This is a genomic window from Leyella stercorea (assembly GCF_019052365.1).
Taxonomy (GTDB): domain Bacteria; phylum Bacteroidota; class Bacteroidia; order Bacteroidales; family Bacteroidaceae; genus Prevotella.
Window position 1 is genome coordinate 14421 of sequence record NZ_JAHQUY010000006.1, and the last position, 16352, is coordinate 30772.

General features: G+C 50.1%; 14 protein-coding genes. 1 reads left to right on the forward strand and 13 read right to left on the reverse strand.

Features of this window, described 5'->3' with window-relative positions; genetic code table 11:
* Positions 1-9: 9 nt before the first annotated feature.
* The 13 genes from KTQ90_RS01970 to KTQ90_RS02030 form a co-directional block, all read right to left on the reverse strand.
* Positions 10-1938, reverse strand: coding sequence for an NAD(+) synthase (locus KTQ90_RS01970; protein ID WP_217317027.1), 1929 nt, complete (start codon positions 1936-1938; stop codon positions 10-12).
* A gap of 91 nt (positions 1939-2029) precedes the next feature.
* On the reverse strand, positions 2030-3232 hold the full coding sequence (locus tag KTQ90_RS01975; RefSeq protein WP_217317028.1) for a DUF2027 domain-containing protein: 1203 nt from the start codon (positions 3230-3232) through the stop codon (positions 2030-2032).
* 32 nt (positions 3233-3264) lie between these two features.
* Positions 3265-4485, reverse strand: a complete 1221-nt coding sequence (locus KTQ90_RS01980; protein ID WP_217317029.1) for an S-adenosylmethionine:tRNA ribosyltransferase-isomerase — start codon at positions 4483-4485, stop codon at positions 3265-3267.
* Positions 4486-4688: 203 nt separating this feature from the next.
* On the reverse strand, positions 4689-5384 hold the full coding sequence (locus KTQ90_RS01985) for a phosphatase PAP2 family protein (protein ID WP_217317030.1): 696 nt from the start codon (positions 5382-5384) through the stop codon (positions 4689-4691).
* 76 nt (positions 5385-5460) lie between these two features.
* On the reverse strand, positions 5461-8121 hold the full coding sequence (locus KTQ90_RS01990) for a BatD family protein (RefSeq protein ID WP_217317031.1): 2661 nt from the start codon (positions 8119-8121) through the stop codon (positions 5461-5463).
* Between the two features lie 25 nt (positions 8122-8146).
* Complete coding sequence (locus KTQ90_RS01995; protein ID WP_217317032.1) at positions 8147-8821, reverse strand: tetratricopeptide repeat protein; 675 nt, start codon at positions 8819-8821, stop codon at positions 8147-8149.
* A 12-nt stretch (positions 8822-8833) separates the two neighbouring features.
* Positions 8834-9853 carry a VWA domain-containing protein gene (locus KTQ90_RS02000; protein ID WP_217317033.1) on the reverse strand — a complete coding sequence of 340 codons (1020 nt, stop codon included), beginning with the start codon at positions 9851-9853 and terminating at the stop codon, positions 8834-8836.
* A 121-nt stretch (positions 9854-9974) separates the two neighbouring features.
* Positions 9975-10973 carry a vWA domain-containing protein gene (locus KTQ90_RS02005; protein WP_217317034.1) on the reverse strand — a complete coding sequence of 333 codons (999 nt, stop codon included), beginning with the start codon at positions 10971-10973 and terminating at the stop codon, positions 9975-9977.
* 36 nt (positions 10974-11009) lie between these two features.
* Complete coding sequence (locus KTQ90_RS02010; protein WP_217317035.1) at positions 11010-12080, reverse strand: BatD family protein; 1071 nt, start codon at positions 12078-12080, stop codon at positions 11010-11012.
* 3 nt (positions 12081-12083) lie between these two features.
* Positions 12084-12956 carry a DUF58 domain-containing protein gene (locus tag KTQ90_RS02015; protein ID WP_217317036.1) on the reverse strand — a complete coding sequence of 291 codons (873 nt, stop codon included), beginning with the start codon at positions 12954-12956 and terminating at the stop codon, positions 12084-12086.
* A gap of 10 nt (positions 12957-12966) precedes the next feature.
* A complete protein-coding gene (locus KTQ90_RS02020) occupies positions 12967-13962 on the reverse strand; it encodes an AAA family ATPase (RefSeq protein WP_217317037.1) in 996 nt (331 codons plus the stop codon).
* Between the two features lie 141 nt (positions 13963-14103).
* Positions 14104-14676 (reverse strand): Maf-like protein, encoded by a 573-nt coding sequence (locus KTQ90_RS02025; protein ID WP_217317038.1) that lies wholly within the window; start codon positions 14674-14676, stop codon positions 14104-14106.
* 9 nt (positions 14677-14685) lie between these two features.
* Positions 14686-15753: a bifunctional 3-deoxy-7-phosphoheptulonate synthase/chorismate mutase type II gene (locus KTQ90_RS02030; protein WP_217317039.1), complete on the reverse strand. Its 1068-nt coding sequence runs from the start codon at positions 15751-15753 to the stop codon at positions 14686-14688.
* A 151-nt stretch (positions 15754-15904) separates the two neighbouring features.
* Between KTQ90_RS02030 and KTQ90_RS02035 the strand changes: the two genes are divergently transcribed.
* A complete protein-coding gene (locus tag KTQ90_RS02035) occupies positions 15905-16336 on the forward strand; it encodes a Fur family transcriptional regulator (protein WP_217317040.1) in 432 nt (143 codons plus the stop codon).
* Positions 16337-16352: the final 16 nt, after the last annotated feature.

A 16352-nucleotide genomic window follows, 5' to 3' on the forward strand; every position in this document is an offset into this window, starting at 1 on the left:
TGTTTACATTTAGAGGTTTTCACATTCTGCCAGCCAAAGCGCGCTTGATGCGTCGGTGGGCATACGCCAGTCGCCGCGCGGACTCAAGCTCACGCTGCCCACCTTCGGACCGTCGGGCAGACACGAGCGCTTGAACTGCTGGTTGAAGAATCGTCTAACGAAGGTCTTCAGCCAATGCTTTATCACTTCGTCCGAATAGAGGTCTTTGCTGAACGCATGGCGTGCAAGCATGTATATCTTTGCCGGACTGAAACCGAAGCGCATGAAGTTGTAAATGAAGAAGTCGTGCAATTCGTACGGACCAACCAAGTCTTCTGTCTTCTGCTTTATGTTGCCATGCTCGTCGGCAGGTATCAGCTCGGGCGAGATAGGCGTGTCGATGATGTCGAGCAGGGTTGTTCTCGACTGCTCGTCTACGCTGTTCTCTGCCACATGGCTCACGAGATAGCGTATGAGGGTCTTCGGTATGCTCGCGTTCACGCCATACATCGACATGTGATCTCCGTTGTATGTAGCCCATCCGAGCGCCAGTTCGCTCAAGTCGCCCGTACCGATAACCATGCCGCCCAACTCGTTGCTGAGATCCATGAGTATCTGCGTGCGCTCTCTTGCCTGTCCGTTCTCGTACGTCACGTCGTGTACGTTTATGTCGTGACCAATATCCTCAAAGTGCTGCGTAACGCTCTTGCGAATGCTTACCTCACGTATAGTTATGTCCAAACCCTTCATAAGGGTCATGGCGTTGTTGTATGTGCGGTCTGTGGTACCGAAGCCCGGCATCGTGACGCCCACAATGCCCTTGCGATCGTAGCCCAACTTGTCGAAGGTCTTAACGCAGACGAGCAGGGCGAGTGTAGAGTCAAGACCGCCACTGATGCCAATCACGACACACTTGCAATGGGTGTGTACCAAGCGTTTTGCCAAACCGCACACCTGAATACTGAATATCTCGTCACACGAAGCGTACATGTCGTCGTTCTCTGGTATGAATGGATGCGAATCGACATGGCGAAGCAGCTCGAATCTTCTTTCGTCTGTTTCGTCTGCATCGAACACTCTGGCTTTATGTCCACACTGGGCATGTACGAACGAGGTGTTTCTTCTGCGCTCTGTGCGAAGTTTGTCCACGTCTATCTGGCTCACCACGAGCTGTTCTTCCAACGAGAAGCGCTCCGACTCTGCCATCAGGGCGCCGTTCTCATAGACGAACGCATTGCCGCCATAAACCACGTCTTGCGTGCTCTCGCCGAAGCCGCATGAACTATATACGTAGCCGCATATCAGTCGGGCACTCTGCTGTGCAAGCAGACTCTTAAGATAGGCGTTCTTGCCGATGAGGTCGTCTGATGCCGAGAGGTTAAGTATAATATCGGCTCCCGACAGCACGAGGTCGGTCGACGGGGGCAATGGCGACCATACATCCTCGCATAGTTCTATGCCGAACTTCACGCCGCGTGCCGTCTTGAACAACGTTTCTTCGCCACTCACGCTCACCCAACTGCCGGCGTAGCCAATCACAACCGATTCTGTAAGGTCGTCCGACGAGGCGAACCATCGCTTCTCGTAGAACTCGCCGTAGTTGGGCAGAAAGCGCTTTGGCACAATGCCCAGCACCTTGCCGTGCTGGCATACCACGGCGCAGTTGTACACTCCGCCGCCAATGCATATCGGCGCGCCAACAACGCTTATCACATCGCATCGCTCTGTAGCCTCAAGCATGTCGGCAATCTTCTTCTCCACACGATCAAGCAAAGTCTGTTGTGCAAAGAGGTCCTGACACGAGTAGCCCGTAACCGACAGTTCGGGGAACACCAATATCTCCACGCCGCGCTTGTCTGCGTCTACAACAAAGCGTTCTATCTGCTCTACGTTGTAGTCTACATCGGCTACCCTCACCTGAGGTATCGCCGAAGCAACAGTTATATATCCGTAATTCATAAAAGCCTTTTTTATCTTTTACTTTTAAAAGTTTTGTGGCTGCGTGGTATGGGCAAAATGCCCACACCTCCTACTTTTTACTCTTTTACTTTTATCGTATCGTTACCTGTGTCGCTCCATATCCATACTCCTGGAACGAAGCGTCCTGGTATCTATAGTTCTTATATCTATATCTCAGTTCGTTCACGAGAGCATGGCGTAGCACGCCTTCGCCCTTACCATGTATGAACACGATACGCTTGCCTTTGTTGTGTTTGTTCTCCTCTAGCGTACGACGGAAGTAGTCGAGCTGATAGTTGAGGATATCTGCAGAGCCCATACCTGCAGTTGTCTCCAGCAGTTCGTCGGCATGAAGATCTACAACAAGGATGTCATCGCCATTGGCGCGACTATTACGATGAGTAGCTGAAGTGTTCAGACTACTTTTCTTCAACTTCTCCATAGCGCTTTTCGGCAGTTCGCCAGCTTTGTCAGCAGCCTTCTTCTCCTCCTTCTCATCGTCCACGTATATCAGCTGTTCTGCATCAACGGGCTTCAGCTGCGCTACGCCGTCGTTCTTCACTACGGGGTACAGCAACGCAGGCGTCTCAAAGAAGTCGTTCTTCTGGAATGTATGCAGTTTATAGAACTTCACCTTGTCGATGCGGAACTGCACGTCGCAAACCGGCTTTGCCACAAACTCCTTGTCGCGCTTGAAAGAGAGCAACTGGAAACGCACGCGGTCAATCTCGTTCAACTCATCGAGTGCGAAACTCTCCACATACATCTTCGTGTTCGGCTCCAGTTCTCCCTCGCCGCGCAACGTGTATGTGCCGCCCTCTACGCTCATGTACAGATAGTGAACGTAGTAGTTGCTGTCGTTAACGAGATAGCAAGCGAAACTTGTCTTAGAGAAGTTTTTCACATCCTCCGGCACAAACGCATAGTACACGTTCAGCACGTTACCGCCCTTGCGCTCCTCCACTTTCGCCTTGTACGTGATTTCTCTGTCCGCAGCGTCATACTCGTCTTCATCCTCCAGCACGTCTTCGTCCATCTGGTTTATCTTCGCCTTCACCGACATGTTGAACGTATCGGGATCAGTTGCCGTCGGCTCCTCCGCCCCACTCTTCTTCTGTATCGACTTCGATATCGAGTAGTCGTCGCTACTGCTCATCACTACAAGGTCCGTCACTGGCGTCGGAATCTGAAAACCGTCTTCATCCTCCACCAGCGCTATATCTTTACCTTGAAAACCGGCTATGCGTCCGCCGCCGATATCACTCAAGAATTGTACTTTATCTCCTATCTTCATTTTACTTTTCTTCTTTACTCTTTTACATTTAACTAAGGTATCAGCAGCGAACTATCACCATAGCTCAAGAATCTGAAATCGTGCGCCAGCGCATAGTCGTACACCTTATGCCAGTCGCCGTGCAGAAATGCGCTCACCAACAACAGCAACGTGCTTTGCGGCTGATGAAAGTTAGTCACGAGCATCTTCACAATCTTATACTCATAGCCCGGCGCAATGATAATCTGTGTGCTCGAGTGCAGAGCGCTCAGCCCGTGTTTGTCCAGATAAGCCACGATGTTCTCCAAAGCCTTCATCGGTGTCACACCCTTCGCAGCCTCGTTCTCGTACGGTTCCCACTGGTCCACGTGCAGTTCCTCCTCTGAGAGATCCATGTTCTGTTCCAGTTTCACGCCCATGTAGTAAAGACTTTCCAACGTGCGCACACTCGTCGTGCCCACAGCTATAGCCTCTGCTCCATGCTTTATCAGCTTTTCGAGCGTCTCTCTATGCACACACACATACTCGGTATGCATCTCGTGGTCTTGAATCTCCTCCGACTTCACCGGCTTGAACGTACCCGCACCCACATGCAGCGTCAGCTCTTCGCGGTCGATACCCTTGCGGTCAATAGCCGCCAGCACCTCCGGCGTAAAGTGCAGACCTGCTGTCGGAGCAGCCACCGATCCCTTTACCTTCGAGTAGACGGTCTGATATGTCGTCTTGTCGCTCTCCTGCGTCTCGCGGTTCAAGTACGGCGGAATAGGCAACTCGCCCACAGCGTCGAGCAGTTCGGCTAACGACACCTCCGCATTGTCCCACACGAAGCGCACTCTGTAGCTCTTGCCCACATCCTCAAGGCGCTCAGCCTTCAGAGTAACAGCCTCGCCGTTCACATCGAACGTGCGCTCAAGTGTCTCGCCCTTCCACTTCTTTAGATTGCCAATCATGCAGAGCCATTCGCATTCGCCCTTGGTCTGAAACATCTGCTCGTAGTCTGCCGGAGCATAAGGCTCGAGCAAGAATACCTCTATCAACGCTCCCGTAGCCTTGCGGAAATGCATACGCGCCTGAATGACACGCGTATTGTTGAACACCATCAAAGCGCCCTTGGGCAGATGATCCGCAATGTTGCAGAACACGTCCTCCGACACCTCGCCATGCTTATACAGCAACAGCTTGCTTCTGTCACGCTGCGCCAACGGGAACTTAGCGATACGCTCGTCAGGCAACGCATAGTTATAATCCTTGATATGTATGTGTTTTGTCTCCATAATCGTTTTGTTGTATTTGCCACACGGGGCTTCATCTTAATCTACAAAGGTAATTATAAATTCTGATATACTAATCTTAGCAATCAATTATTTTAACTAAAAATATGAACGAATTCCGGTAGGTCTGGAATAAGGCTCCAGCAGTGATGGAATAAAATTGCCTCTATGACGGAATATTATTCTATCATAGAGGCAATTCACTATCAATGCAGTACACCACGCAGCACGGTGTAGATGAGAGTAGCCACAAGCACAAGCATCACGATGTCTATGTCGTCCGTGCTGAAGCCCGTTGAAGTATACTGTGTAGAAACGAAACACTTCGACTGCGACATCTTCGCCCTGAACTTATAGTAGAGAAGATAGACAGCACAGCCTACCGTGCCACCCCACAACAGTCCTACGAGCACATCAAACGGATAGTGTACGCCCAGATACATACGGGTGTAACAGCATACAAGCGACCACAAAAGCAAGCCCGTACTCAGTATGCCACTTCTCACAAGCAGACTGAAGAACACGGCTATCGAGAACGTATTTGACGCATGCGCCGAGAAGAAGCCGTACAGACCATTGGCGCAGTAGCCGTCCACAGTCTGTACAACGCCTCGCAGCAAAGGGTCGTTGCACGGGCGAAAACGCGCCACACCCGGCTTAACGATGCCGTCTGCCAAACCGTCGGCAAACAGAACGCACAACGCGGCACAAGCCACTATCAGCGCTATCTGTCCCATCGTCTCGCTATTCTTTATCACAAGATACAGCAAGGCTATGTACAACGGAATCCAAGTCAGACCCGATGTCAGGGCCATCATCAGTCCGTCCATAAACTGCGAGTCGCTGCCGTTCAGCGCCAACAACAGTACCTGATCATATCCTAAAAGCGTGTCGATATTCATTTTTATAATTTGAAAGTAAACCACAAACTTGAATCGTCTCTTCCTTAGCCCACGACGTGGAGGAACGTAGGAGAACTTATATCACCTCTACCGAGTTCTTGGGCAGCCAGCCCTCCTTGCCGTCGTCAAGACGCACGCCATACCAGGCGTTCATCGAACGGTCGGTGATGGTCAGACGCGTACCCTCGTGTATCACGAAGGCGTCCGAACTGCTCTCCGACGGTGTTGCCTTCACGTTGAGCGTCGGCGAAAGCACTATGGCTACGCTATGCTCCGAAAGCGCAGCCTTGCGCTGGTAGGCGAACAGAACGCTCACAAGGAACAGCACGAAAAGTGCAGAGCCTGCGAAGAAGCCCACCTTACGCAGAACGATGTTGCTACCGAAGAGGTATGCAAGCATAAGCACCAGCGACACCACGAAAGCCACAACAGCCATCGTAGCCCATGTGTCGATGCTCAACACATTCTGCAGCGAGTGATACCACGTCACGAAGAACATCTCGTCTACCGGCACCACCTTGTCGATGGTCTTGCCACGCAGGAACTGTAGATTGTAGCGCACGTCGCTGTCGCCAGGGTTAAGTCGCAGCGCACGCTCGTAGGCTATAATCGACTGCGTGATGTTGCCCAAACGATACTCGCAGTTGCCGAGATTGTAGTACAGTTCCGCGCTCTCGCCTGCCTTCAGCAGTTCGGTATAGCAAGCCGCAGCCTGCTGATAGTCGCCCTTGGCATAAGCAGTGGCTGCTATGGCAGCGCCACGCTTACCATGCTGGGATGTCGTGATGGCTACTGTGCCGTTACTGCTTGTCTGCTGCTCATTAGAGGCATTGTCAGCGGCATTTGCACTTATCGCTCCAAAGCCGAAACTCATCGCCATAAACAGCAATATTAATCTCGCCACATTGCCACTTTTCTTTGCTGTCTTGCCACGCAAGACTCCATCAATCTCCGTAATAGCTACCATAGCACTATCGTATGTCTTTGTCATATTTCCCTCTGCACTGCCCGGAGCGTAGCGTTCGTACTCGCACTCGTCGAGAGCCGAGAGGAACTTGCCTATAATATCTTCGCCTATGCTACGTGTAGCAAGTTGCTCGCTGATGTTCTCACGCGAGAGTTTCTCTACCGGCATGTTCAGTTTGTCGCCCACATAGCCCCAAAGCGCACGCAGCACCTCGTCATAGAACTCATTCTGCTTGCCTGCCGTGAGCAACTTGTAAGCGGTCTTAAGGCGTTTCGTAGCCACCTTGTTGGCACGTTTGCCGCGCTTGCCTATGATGTCGGCGTTCTCCACAGCCTTCTTGTGGAAGATAACCACAAGTGCTACAAACACGACGAACGGCACAATCAGCCACAACCAGAAACCCACAGATCCAAAGAAAAGGTGCGCGGTATCAATCGTGTCGTACATGCCCTGCTTTATAGGCCTTATATCGGTCGGCTGCGCCTCAGAATAGTCTGTTACTGACGTACCCTTGCCATCGCCTGGCTCTACCTTGATGGTGAGCGGCGACGTCTTCACCGTCTTGTACTGATTGCTTGCCGTGTCGTAGTATGTGAGCGACACAGCCGGAATGGTATAGTTGCCCTGGTTGCGCGGCACCACAAGAAAGTCGTACACCATGTTGCCTTCCAAGCCGTTCGTTGTGAGCTTGGTCTTGTCGGTCACCTTCGGGTCGTACTTATCGAAGTCCTTCGGGAAGGTAACAACTGGCTGCTTGATGAGTTTAAGGTTGCCGTTGCCACCCACCACAACACGCAACGTTACAGGCGTTCCTGCCTTCACGATGTTGCTCAGAAGCTGCGAAGAAATTGAGAAGCGACCTACTCCGCCCGAGAAGTCGGCAGGCTTCTGCGGCAGTGGGTCTACCTGTATATCTATAGCCGGCGCTACGATGTTTCGCTTCACCTCTATATATCCCGAGCCACCGTTGAAGAACGCCTCGAACGGGTCTACATTACGGTTTTGCATAACGACAACACCCTTGAACGTGAGGCTCGGTATCGTCATCTTGCCAGTCATTTGCGGGTACATCACATATTGGCTCCACGTTACGCAACGATAGTTTCTACCGTTCAACTTCTCTATGTGGAAGCTCTTCTGCTGCGGCAGAGGTATCTCCTGCGTGTGGAAGCCCTTAAGGTCGGGCATCTTGCCATCGAGCGACGTAAGGTCTACGAGGGTGTATACCTTGTACGTAAGCAATATCGGCTCCTGCTCATGCACGTGCTTCTTGTTGGCTGTCACCTTCACGAAGAGATCTTTAGAAGATATTCTGCCTCCCGAACTATGCGACGGCGAAACGGCGTCATCGTGCATATTTGGCGCCGACGAACCGTTGTTGCGTGTGGCGCCCGACACCTGTATGCGGAATGGCCGCGAGGCTATTGTCTTGCCACCTGCCTTGGCGTGTGCTGCACCTATGGTGTATGAGCCAGCTTTCTCCGCATAGAGCGTGTAGGTATAGGTTATCGACGACGAGCGGCTGGTATGTCCGTTCACAATCTGATAGCTCGACTGCTGCGATGTGTACGGACCAGCTATCACTTCCAGACCGGAAGGGATGGAAGCCGAACGGAACTCGTCTACCGACACATTAGCTATAGTGTACGACACACGGAAGTTCTCGCCAGTAGCAACGTGTGTAGGGGCAGAAACAGAAATGTTTTGCGCACATACCGTGAGTACATACGCAAAACATGTCAGTAATAGTGTGGTTATCTTCTTATTCATTCTGAATGATGTATTTTTATGTGGTCTACCAGTTTTTCTGCAACTTGCGCGATCTGTTCTGACGCATGGCGTCCTTTATGCGTTGCTGTGTCTGCTGCTCCTGCTGCATGGCGGCGTTAAGCATCTGCTCGGCGTTCTCCTTGCTCATCTTTTCCTGCTGCTTCTGCTGCTGTTGCTTTTGGTTCTTGTCTTGTTCTTTCTTTTCCTTGCTCTTGTTCTCGCCCTTGTTCTGCTGCTGCTTCTTTTGCTGTTGCTTGTCCTTGTTCTGCTTGTTCTTTTTCTGCTGGCGCATGCAGAGCGCAAGGTTGTAGCGGGTCTCGTTGTCAGACGGATTGTTGCGCAGACTCTCCTTGTATGCCTCCGCAGCCTCGCCGTACATCTTCAACGACTGGCATATCCATCCGATGTTGTGGTATGCCATAGCCTTACGCTTCGGGTCGGTCTCTATCTTGCCAGCGTTCTCAAACTGCTGGATGGCTGCCGAATCTTTCTTCTGCATGAGCAAGGCGCAACCGAGATTGTAGAGCGCTTGCGGATTTGACGGGTTCTTGTCTACTGCCTTGCGGTATTCTGCCTCAGCCTTCACATAGTTGTCCTGTTTGAACCAGCGGTTGCCGTAGCGTATGTGCTGGCGGTCGGTCTGCGCAAAGCCTACCAATGCCTGAATCATCAAGATTGAAAGAACTAAAAACTTCTTCATGTTGAATATCGTTTATTTCTTGAATAGTCTGAAATGTTTGAACAACGGATTCTTCTTCTCCATGATGCACGCCTCCACTATCAGCAGAACGAGCAACACGATGCAGAACGACTGGAACTGTTCGGCATACTCGCTGTAGATAACGCTCTCGGTCTCGCCTTTCTGGAGCTTCGAAAGCTCGTCGTTCAACTTCTCCTGAGCGTCGTTGGTGTTGTCTACATGGATATATGTGCCGCTACCGGCACGGGCTATGTCGCGACACATGTCCTCGTTGAGAGCCGACATAACGATGTTGCCTGCATTGTCGCGGATATACTCGCCGCCGCCAACGGGTATCGGAGAGCCCTTTGTGCTGCCTATGCCGAGGATGAACACGTTGATGCCTTTCTTGCGTGCTTCCTTGGCTGCATCCAACGCTCCACCTTCATGGTCCTCGCCATCGGTTATCACGATGATCGCCTTGCCTACACCCTGCTGCTGCGTGAAACTGCTCGATGCTACGGAGATGGCGCGTGCTATATCTGTGCCTTGTGTGGAGATGAGCGCCGGACTGATGCCCTGCAGGAACATCTTTGCCGACACATAGTCGCTCGTGATAGGCAGCTGTACGAAGGCGTCGCCAGCAAACACAACAAGACCAATCTTGTCGTTAGAGAAGTTGTCAACGAGGTTCTCTACAAGCATCTTGCTCTTGTCCAAGCGCGATGGCGCTACGTCCTGAGCCAGCATCGAGTTACTGATGTCGAGGCAGATGATAGTTTCTATGCCGTTGCGCTTCTCGTTGCTTATCTTTGAGCCCATCTGCGGACGAGCTATGACAACCACAAGCACGGCCACGGCTGCCATCGTAAGCCAGAACTTCACGCGGCGACGCATGGTCGAGGCATCGGGCATAAGCTGACGCACAAGGTCTTTGTCGCCAATGCGCGTTATCTTCTTTTGCCTGCGCCATAGGCTATAGTATCTGACTGCTACCAGCACTACCACAAGCCATAGCAGCCATAAATATTGGGGGCTCTCAAATCTGAACATTGTTTTAAAACTTTGAATTTTGAGTTTTTATTTTGGCAATAGCCTAAGGTTATGCCACTAAAGACAACACTATACGGTTGTTGCAACCCGTATCTGTAGCGGATTTCGTACGCCGTCAACCTTAAGGTATTCGGCGAAGAACCGTAAAGCGTAGCAGAATCTCTGCTATGAGCAGCAGCAGAGCCACAATGGCAAAGGGCTGATAAGCCTCGTAGTGCTTAGAGAAACGCTTAACGTCCATCTTTGTCTTCTCGAGTTTGTCGATGTCCTTGTATATCTGCGACAGCTCTCGGTTGTTTGTTGCACGATAAGAGTTGGCATTCGTTATCTGCGCAATCTCGCTCAGAGTCTTCGTGTCTATCTCTACCGGCATATTCACATACTGAACGCCTCCGGCTACTGGCACGGGATAAGGTGCCACTTTGTTGGTTCCTACCGCAATAGTATATACACGCACGCCAAGACTTTGCGCTATCTCTGCACTCGTCATCGGCGAGATGTCGCCCATGTTGTTGCTACCGTCTGTAAGAAGGATTACGACCTTGCTCTTTGCCTTCGATTCCTTCAGTCGCGAAACGGCGTTTGCAAGTCCCATACCAATGGCTGTACCGTCTGAGATGATGCCGCGTGCAGCTATGTCTGTACGAACTGATCCGAGCAGATTCAGAAGCGATGCATGGTCGGTAGTCATAGGACATTGTGTGAACGACTCGCCTGCAAAGATTGTAAGACCGATGTTGTCGTTCGGACGACCAGCCACAAACTCTGCTGCTACGTTCTTGGCTGCCTCAAGACGATTTGGCTTCAGGTCTTCAGCAAGCATAGACGTCGAGACGTCCATAGCAAGCATGATGTCGATGCCTTCTACCGACTTGTTGTCCCAAGAGTTGCGAGTCTGAGGACGTGCCATGACGCACACAATCATCACAAAGGCAAGGCAACGCAGAACCATAGGGGCGTGCACTATGCGCTGTCGCCAGCTCTTGGGCGCCTTGTAGTATGCAGCCACGGTGCTGACACGCATGGTAGGTTCGCTATGCTTGCGATTGCGCCAATACCATATTATATAAGGTATCAGCAACGTGAGCAGTATGAAGTATTCTTTATTTACAAATTCCATTGTTGTATATTACTTTCGTTCTGTAACAGCCTGCCCTTACATAAGGAGCAGCCATACACGATAAACCACATAGCCTGCCAGTGCGACTACAGCCACGGCGATAACGCCCAAAAGCGTATTAAGCGCAACACGCGTCTTGCGTGTACGCACCTCTTCCTCACTAAGTGTCGGTTCTATACGCTCTTCTGTAGGAGCATCCTCACGCTTGGTCTGGTCTATGAAGTTAATGGCGTTAAGAAGGTTCATGTCTTTCTCGTTGAGAAGTGCCGAATATTTCGCAAACTTCACAAGGTCGGCAGTCATGAACAACTCGCTTAGCTCTGCAAGCATTTTCTCGTCGCCGGCACTACGCAGGTTTTCGAGAATCTCTGAAGAGGTCATCTCCATAGCATTGAAACCGAAACGCTCGCGTATATACTGGCGCAGGGTATCTGTAAGCTGCGTATAGTAAGCCTTCTGGTCATAATCGGCTGTATGCGACTCGCCCTTCAAGCGGTTCATCTCGTCCAATGCCTTCTTGTGTGGCGGCACTTTCTTCACGATACGTATGCGAGCAACAATCGGTTTGTTCTGCTTCAGACGTACTATAACCCATGAGCCTAACGCAATAAGTAACAGCACGATAAGCGTCATCCAAATAAGAGGCGTCCACTCTGACCAAAGGAACGGATTGTCCTGTACCGACTTCGGTGGGAAGAACTTGTCCATGTTGAGAGTGTCTACATCGCAAGTGATAACCTTAAGCGCTACGGGGTTCGACTTGTAGCTCTTACCGTCTACCTTCACCGTGATGCCAGGTATGGCATACAGTCGTTCGTCGAAACTCGTAAGCGTAAGTATCTTCTTCACGCTCCAATAGCCGTCGACAACAGCCGTGTCGCCCTTCGAATCGTCAAGCACCTCAACACCAGGCACAAGATATTGCGAACGCTTGTAGTGCGGATACACAATCTTTGCGCCCTGGCGAGCTGTGATAGTCAGTTGAAGATGTGCCTGTTCGCCAATCATTATCGCCACAGAGTCGATCTTAGCCTCAACACCCACCTGCTGTGCGGCAGCCATCGTGAGTGACGACACGAACAATATGAGAGTTATTAATCTTTTCATTGTTTAACTGTTTCTTGATGAGAACAAAGTCATCATCGCTTTCACGAAATCCTCATCGGTAGCCACAGACATCCAGTCAACATTTGCTTGAGAGAATGTCTCACGAAGTATCGCCTCACGCTCCGTCCAATAGCGAGCATGAGCAGCACGCACCTTCTTGCTTGAGGTATCGATATACATCTCGCTACCCGTTTCTGCATCCTGCACCTTCATAAGTCCTACATCCGGCAACTGCTTTGCCCAGCGGTCGTAAACCTGCACAGCCATAAGGTCGTGCTTGCTGTTGGCTATCTGGAACTGCTTCAGGAAGTCCTTATTGTCATAGAAGTCGCTGATGACGAAAGCGGTTGTGCGGCGCTTCATCATACGTGTGAAGTAAGCCACCGCTTCGCCAATGTCCGTTTTCGTACTTTGCGGATGGAAGTCGAGCATCTCTCGTATTATATACAAGATATGCTTACGTCCCTTCTTCGGTGGAATATACTTCTCTATACGGTCTGAGAAGAACACAACACCAATCTTGTCGTTGTTTTGCATAGCGCTGAAGGCGATGGTAGCAGCAATCTCAGTAGCCATCACCGACTTCATACACTTGCATGTGCCGAAATCGAGCGACCCCGAGACATCAATCAACAACATAACGGTGAGTTCGCGCTCCTCCTCAAACACTTTCACGTAAGGCTTGCGGAAACGTGCTGTGACATTCCAGTCTATGTCGCGAACGTCATCGCCAAACTGATACTCGCGAACCTCGGCAAACGCCATACCCCTACCCTTAAAGGCAGAATGGTACTGGCCTGCGAATATGTTCTGGCTCAGACCCTTCGTCTTGATTTCTATCTTGCGAACCTTTTTAAGTATCTCTGACGTTTCCATTGTCTTATGTTTAAGGCACCTCTACCTTATTTATTATCTTAGATACGATCTCCTCACTTGTGATGTTGCTTGCCTCAGCCTCGTATGAGAGACCTATGCGATGGCGCAGCACGTCGTGTGCAACGGCACGCACATCCTCTGGCACTACGTAGCCGCGACGCTTGATGAAAGCGTAAGCACGTGCAGCCTTTGCAAGCGAGATACTTGCACGAGGCGAACCGCCGAAAGTAATCATGTCCTTCAGTTCGCCCAAACCGTACTTCTCGGGGTAACGTGAAGCGAAGACTATGTCAGCAATATACTGCTCAATCTTCTCGTCGATATATACCTCTTCAACCACCTCGCGAGCCTTCAAAATCTCCGCTGCAGTTGTTACTGGCAACACCTTCTTCTCCTCACCACGCAGATTCTCACGGATAATGAGTTTCTCCTCCTCAAGTGTAGGATAGCCGATAACCACCTTGAGCATGAAACGGTCTACCTGAGCCTCAGGCAACTGATAGGTACCCTCCTGTTCAATAGGATTCTGCGTAGCCATTACGAGGAACGGATTAGGAAGTTTGAATGTCTGCTCGCCAATAGTAACCTGATGCTCCTGCATAGCCTCGAGTAAGGCACTCTGAACCTTAGCCGGCGCACGGTTGATTTCGTCCGCAAGTACGAAGTTCGCAAATACCGGACCCTTCTTCACATGGAAGTTTTCGTCCTTCTGCGAATATATAAGCGTACCTACAACGTCGGCTGGTAGCAAGTCGGGTGTAAACTGAATGCGGCTGTAGTCGGCATCGATAAGCTGTGAGAGAGTTTTTATGGCGAGAGTCTTTGCCAAACCAGGCACACCCTCCAAAAGGATGTGACCATCGCTAAGAAGCGAAATAAGCAACGACTCGATGAGGTGTTTCTGTCCAACAATCACTTGGTTCATACCTGTCACCAAGTTGGTGACAAAACTGCTTTGCTGTTCTATCCGAGCGTTAAGCTGGCGGATATCTATTGATTCTGACATAATAGTTTATGTTTAATATTTACTCGTTAAATCGGGCACAACCTTTATAGCTGCGCCATAAATTAAGCGCAAAATTACTGAAATAATAAAACAGAGGCGAAATATATAGACTAAAATATATTAAATAGTCGAAACATTTCACTAATATTGAACAATCTTAAACCGATTTGTCAATTCTGCATACACGCGCTGAACGGGAAAACCCATAACATTATAATAGCTACCTTCTAGTCCGGTAACGCCGATATATCCTATCCATTCCTGAATACCGTAAGCTCCAGCCTTGTCGAATGGCTTATAGTGCTCAATGTAATAATCGATCTCGGAATCTGTCAGTTCCTTGAACGTAACTCCAGTCATGACCGAGAAGCTATGCTGCTCCTGGTTGGTCTTCATGCAAACGCCAGTAACGACATGGTGTGTGCGTCCGCTTATCTTACGCAACATGGCGTGAGCCTCAGCTGCATCATGCGGCTTGCCGAGGATATCGTCGCCAACAATCACCACCGTGTCGGCAGTAATCACGAGTTCGTCGTCTGCCACTTCATACGCAGCAGCCTTCTCACGTGCTATATACTCTGCCACATCCTTTGACGGCAGCGTGTCGGGATACGATTCGTCCACACCTTTTATTACTTTCACTTCAAAATCAACGCCAAGACCGGCGAGTAGCTCTCTACGGCGTGGCGAATTACTTGACAATATTATCTTCATCTTTGCGTACTATTGCTTGTTGATTATTTCCATTTGTTGACGTACCGACTCTTCGTGAATCAGTTCGAATATATGCTTAACGAAATCCGAATCCATACCACACAAGTCGCCTTGTGCTCCACGCTTATCTATTATCTCTTTATATCGGTTAGCCTGCAGAACCGTCATGTTATGCTCTTTCTTATAGCAGCCTATCTTTCGGCAGATGTTCATGCGATTGGAAAGAATCTCTATAAGGTTATTGTCGAGGGCATCTATCTGCTCTCGTAAGCCGTGTATGCCTTCTATATTTATATGTCCGTCGCGTATTGTAAGGTGCGACAATATCCGGTAGAGTTCGTCGGGCGTGACTTGCTGTGCAGCATCGCTCCACGCTTCATCCGGAAAGCAATGAGTCTCCACAATCAAGCCGTCGAAACCAAGATCCATAGCCTGCTGGCTAAGTGGGGATATAAGATTACGCCTTCCACCGATATGACTTGGGTCGCAGATTATCGGCAACTCCGGTATGCGGCGGCGCAATTCAATAGGTATCTGCCACATTGGGGCATTGCGATAAATCTTGTTATCGTAACTCGAGAAGCCACGATGAATGGCAGCCAAGCGCTTGATGCCTGCCTGATTGAGACGTTCCATCGCTCCTATCCACAATTCGAGGTCTGGATTCACGGGGTTCTTCACAAGTACGGGGATATCAACGCCACTAAGCGAATCGGCAATAGCCTGCACAGCGAAAGGGTTGGCAGATGTACGAGCTCCTATCCAAAGGACATCGACACCATATTCAAGAGCAAGCTCCACATGTTCGGGCGTAGCAACCTCTGTAGCCACAAGCATTCCTGTCTCTTCCTTCACACGCTTCAGCCACGGCAAAGCCTTCTCGCCGTGTCCTTCGAAACCGCCAGGCTTGGTGCGAGGTTTCCAAACGCCGGCCCGATACACGTTACAACCAAGCGAAGCGAGTTGTCGGGCTGTTGACATCACTTGTTCTTCTATCTCTGCCGAACATGGACCAGCTATGACAAATGGACGCTGTCCACTGCCTTTTATATTTAGAGGGATCAAAGACAAATCCATCGTTTTCAGTTTAAAAGTTGTTATTTTACAAACAAATGTATAACAATTATTTCTATCCTACAAATAAATTATGATTAATTGCCACATTTACATCTTTTCATTGTAACTTTGCGTCTAATAACAAGAACATTTTGTCTCGCAATATCCAAATATGAACAATATAGACAGCAATAATGCAGAAGAACTGCTGAAACAAAAAGGTGTGCGTCCTACGGCTAACCGCATTCTCATTCTGAAAACGCTTCAAAACGAGCATCGCCCCATGTGTCTTTCGGCGATGGAGGCGATATTGTTGCCTATGGACAAGTCGAGCATCTTCCGCGTTCTTACACTTTTCCTCGAACACGACATCGTGCATGCTTTCGAGGACGGCAAAGGTGCGCTCAACTATGAGCTGTGCTCTCATCACGACTCGCACGACCATACGGCAAGTCACGCCCATTTCTATTGCGAAAAGTGCGCACGCACCTTCTGCCTGAAAGACATTCCGGTAGAGAACGTCGCCCTACCCGATGGTTTCAAAGCCAACTCCTTATCATTCATCATTAAGGGAGAATGCCCCGAGTGTAGCAGACGCAAATAAAGTTACAATCCGAAAT

What these genes read in the sequence shown, in the direction of transcription:
- KTQ90_RS02005 (WP_217317034.1), bottom strand. Translation starts at nt 10,973, where the DNA reads ATGGAATTTGTAAATAAAGAATACTTCATACTGCTCACGTTGCTGATA.
- KTQ90_RS02010 (WP_217317035.1), bottom strand. Translation starts at nt 12,080, where the DNA reads ATGAAAAGATTAATAACTCTCATATTGTTCGTGTCGTCACTCACGATG.
- KTQ90_RS01970 (WP_217317027.1), bottom strand. Translation starts at nt 1,938, where the DNA reads ATGAATTACGGATATATAACTGTTGCTTCGGCGATACCTCAGGTGAGG.
- KTQ90_RS01985 (WP_217317030.1), bottom strand. Translation starts at nt 5,384, where the DNA reads ATGAATATCGACACGCTTTTAGGATATGATCAGGTACTGTTGTTGGCG.
- KTQ90_RS02020 (WP_217317037.1), bottom strand. Translation starts at nt 13,962, where the DNA reads ATGTCAGAATCAATAGATATCCGCCAGCTTAACGCTCGGATAGAACAG.
- KTQ90_RS02035 (WP_217317040.1), top strand. Translation starts at nt 15,905, where the DNA reads ATGAACAATATAGACAGCAATAATGCAGAAGAACTGCTGAAACAAAAA.
- KTQ90_RS02015 (WP_217317036.1), bottom strand. Translation starts at nt 12,956, where the DNA reads ATGGAAACGTCAGAGATACTTAAAAAGGTTCGCAAGATAGAAATCAAG.
- KTQ90_RS02000 (WP_217317033.1), bottom strand. Translation starts at nt 9,853, where the DNA reads ATGTTCAGATTTGAGAGCCCCCAATATTTATGGCTGCTATGGCTTGTG.
- KTQ90_RS01980 (WP_217317029.1), bottom strand. Translation starts at nt 4,485, where the DNA reads ATGGAGACAAAACACATACATATCAAGGATTATAACTATGCGTTGCCT.
- KTQ90_RS01975 (WP_217317028.1), bottom strand. Translation starts at nt 3,232, where the DNA reads ATGAAGATAGGAGATAAAGTACAATTCTTGAGTGATATCGGCGGCGGA.
- KTQ90_RS01995 (WP_217317032.1), bottom strand. Translation starts at nt 8,821, where the DNA reads ATGAAGAAGTTTTTAGTTCTTTCAATCTTGATGATTCAGGCATTGGTA.
- KTQ90_RS01990 (WP_217317031.1), bottom strand. Translation starts at nt 8,121, where the DNA reads ATGAATAAGAAGATAACCACACTATTACTGACATGTTTTGCGTATGTA.
- KTQ90_RS02030 (WP_217317039.1), bottom strand. Translation starts at nt 15,753, where the DNA reads ATGGATTTGTCTTTGATCCCTCTAAATATAAAAGGCAGTGGACAGCGT.
- KTQ90_RS02025 (WP_217317038.1), bottom strand. Translation starts at nt 14,676, where the DNA reads ATGAAGATAATATTGTCAAGTAATTCGCCACGCCGTAGAGAGCTACTC.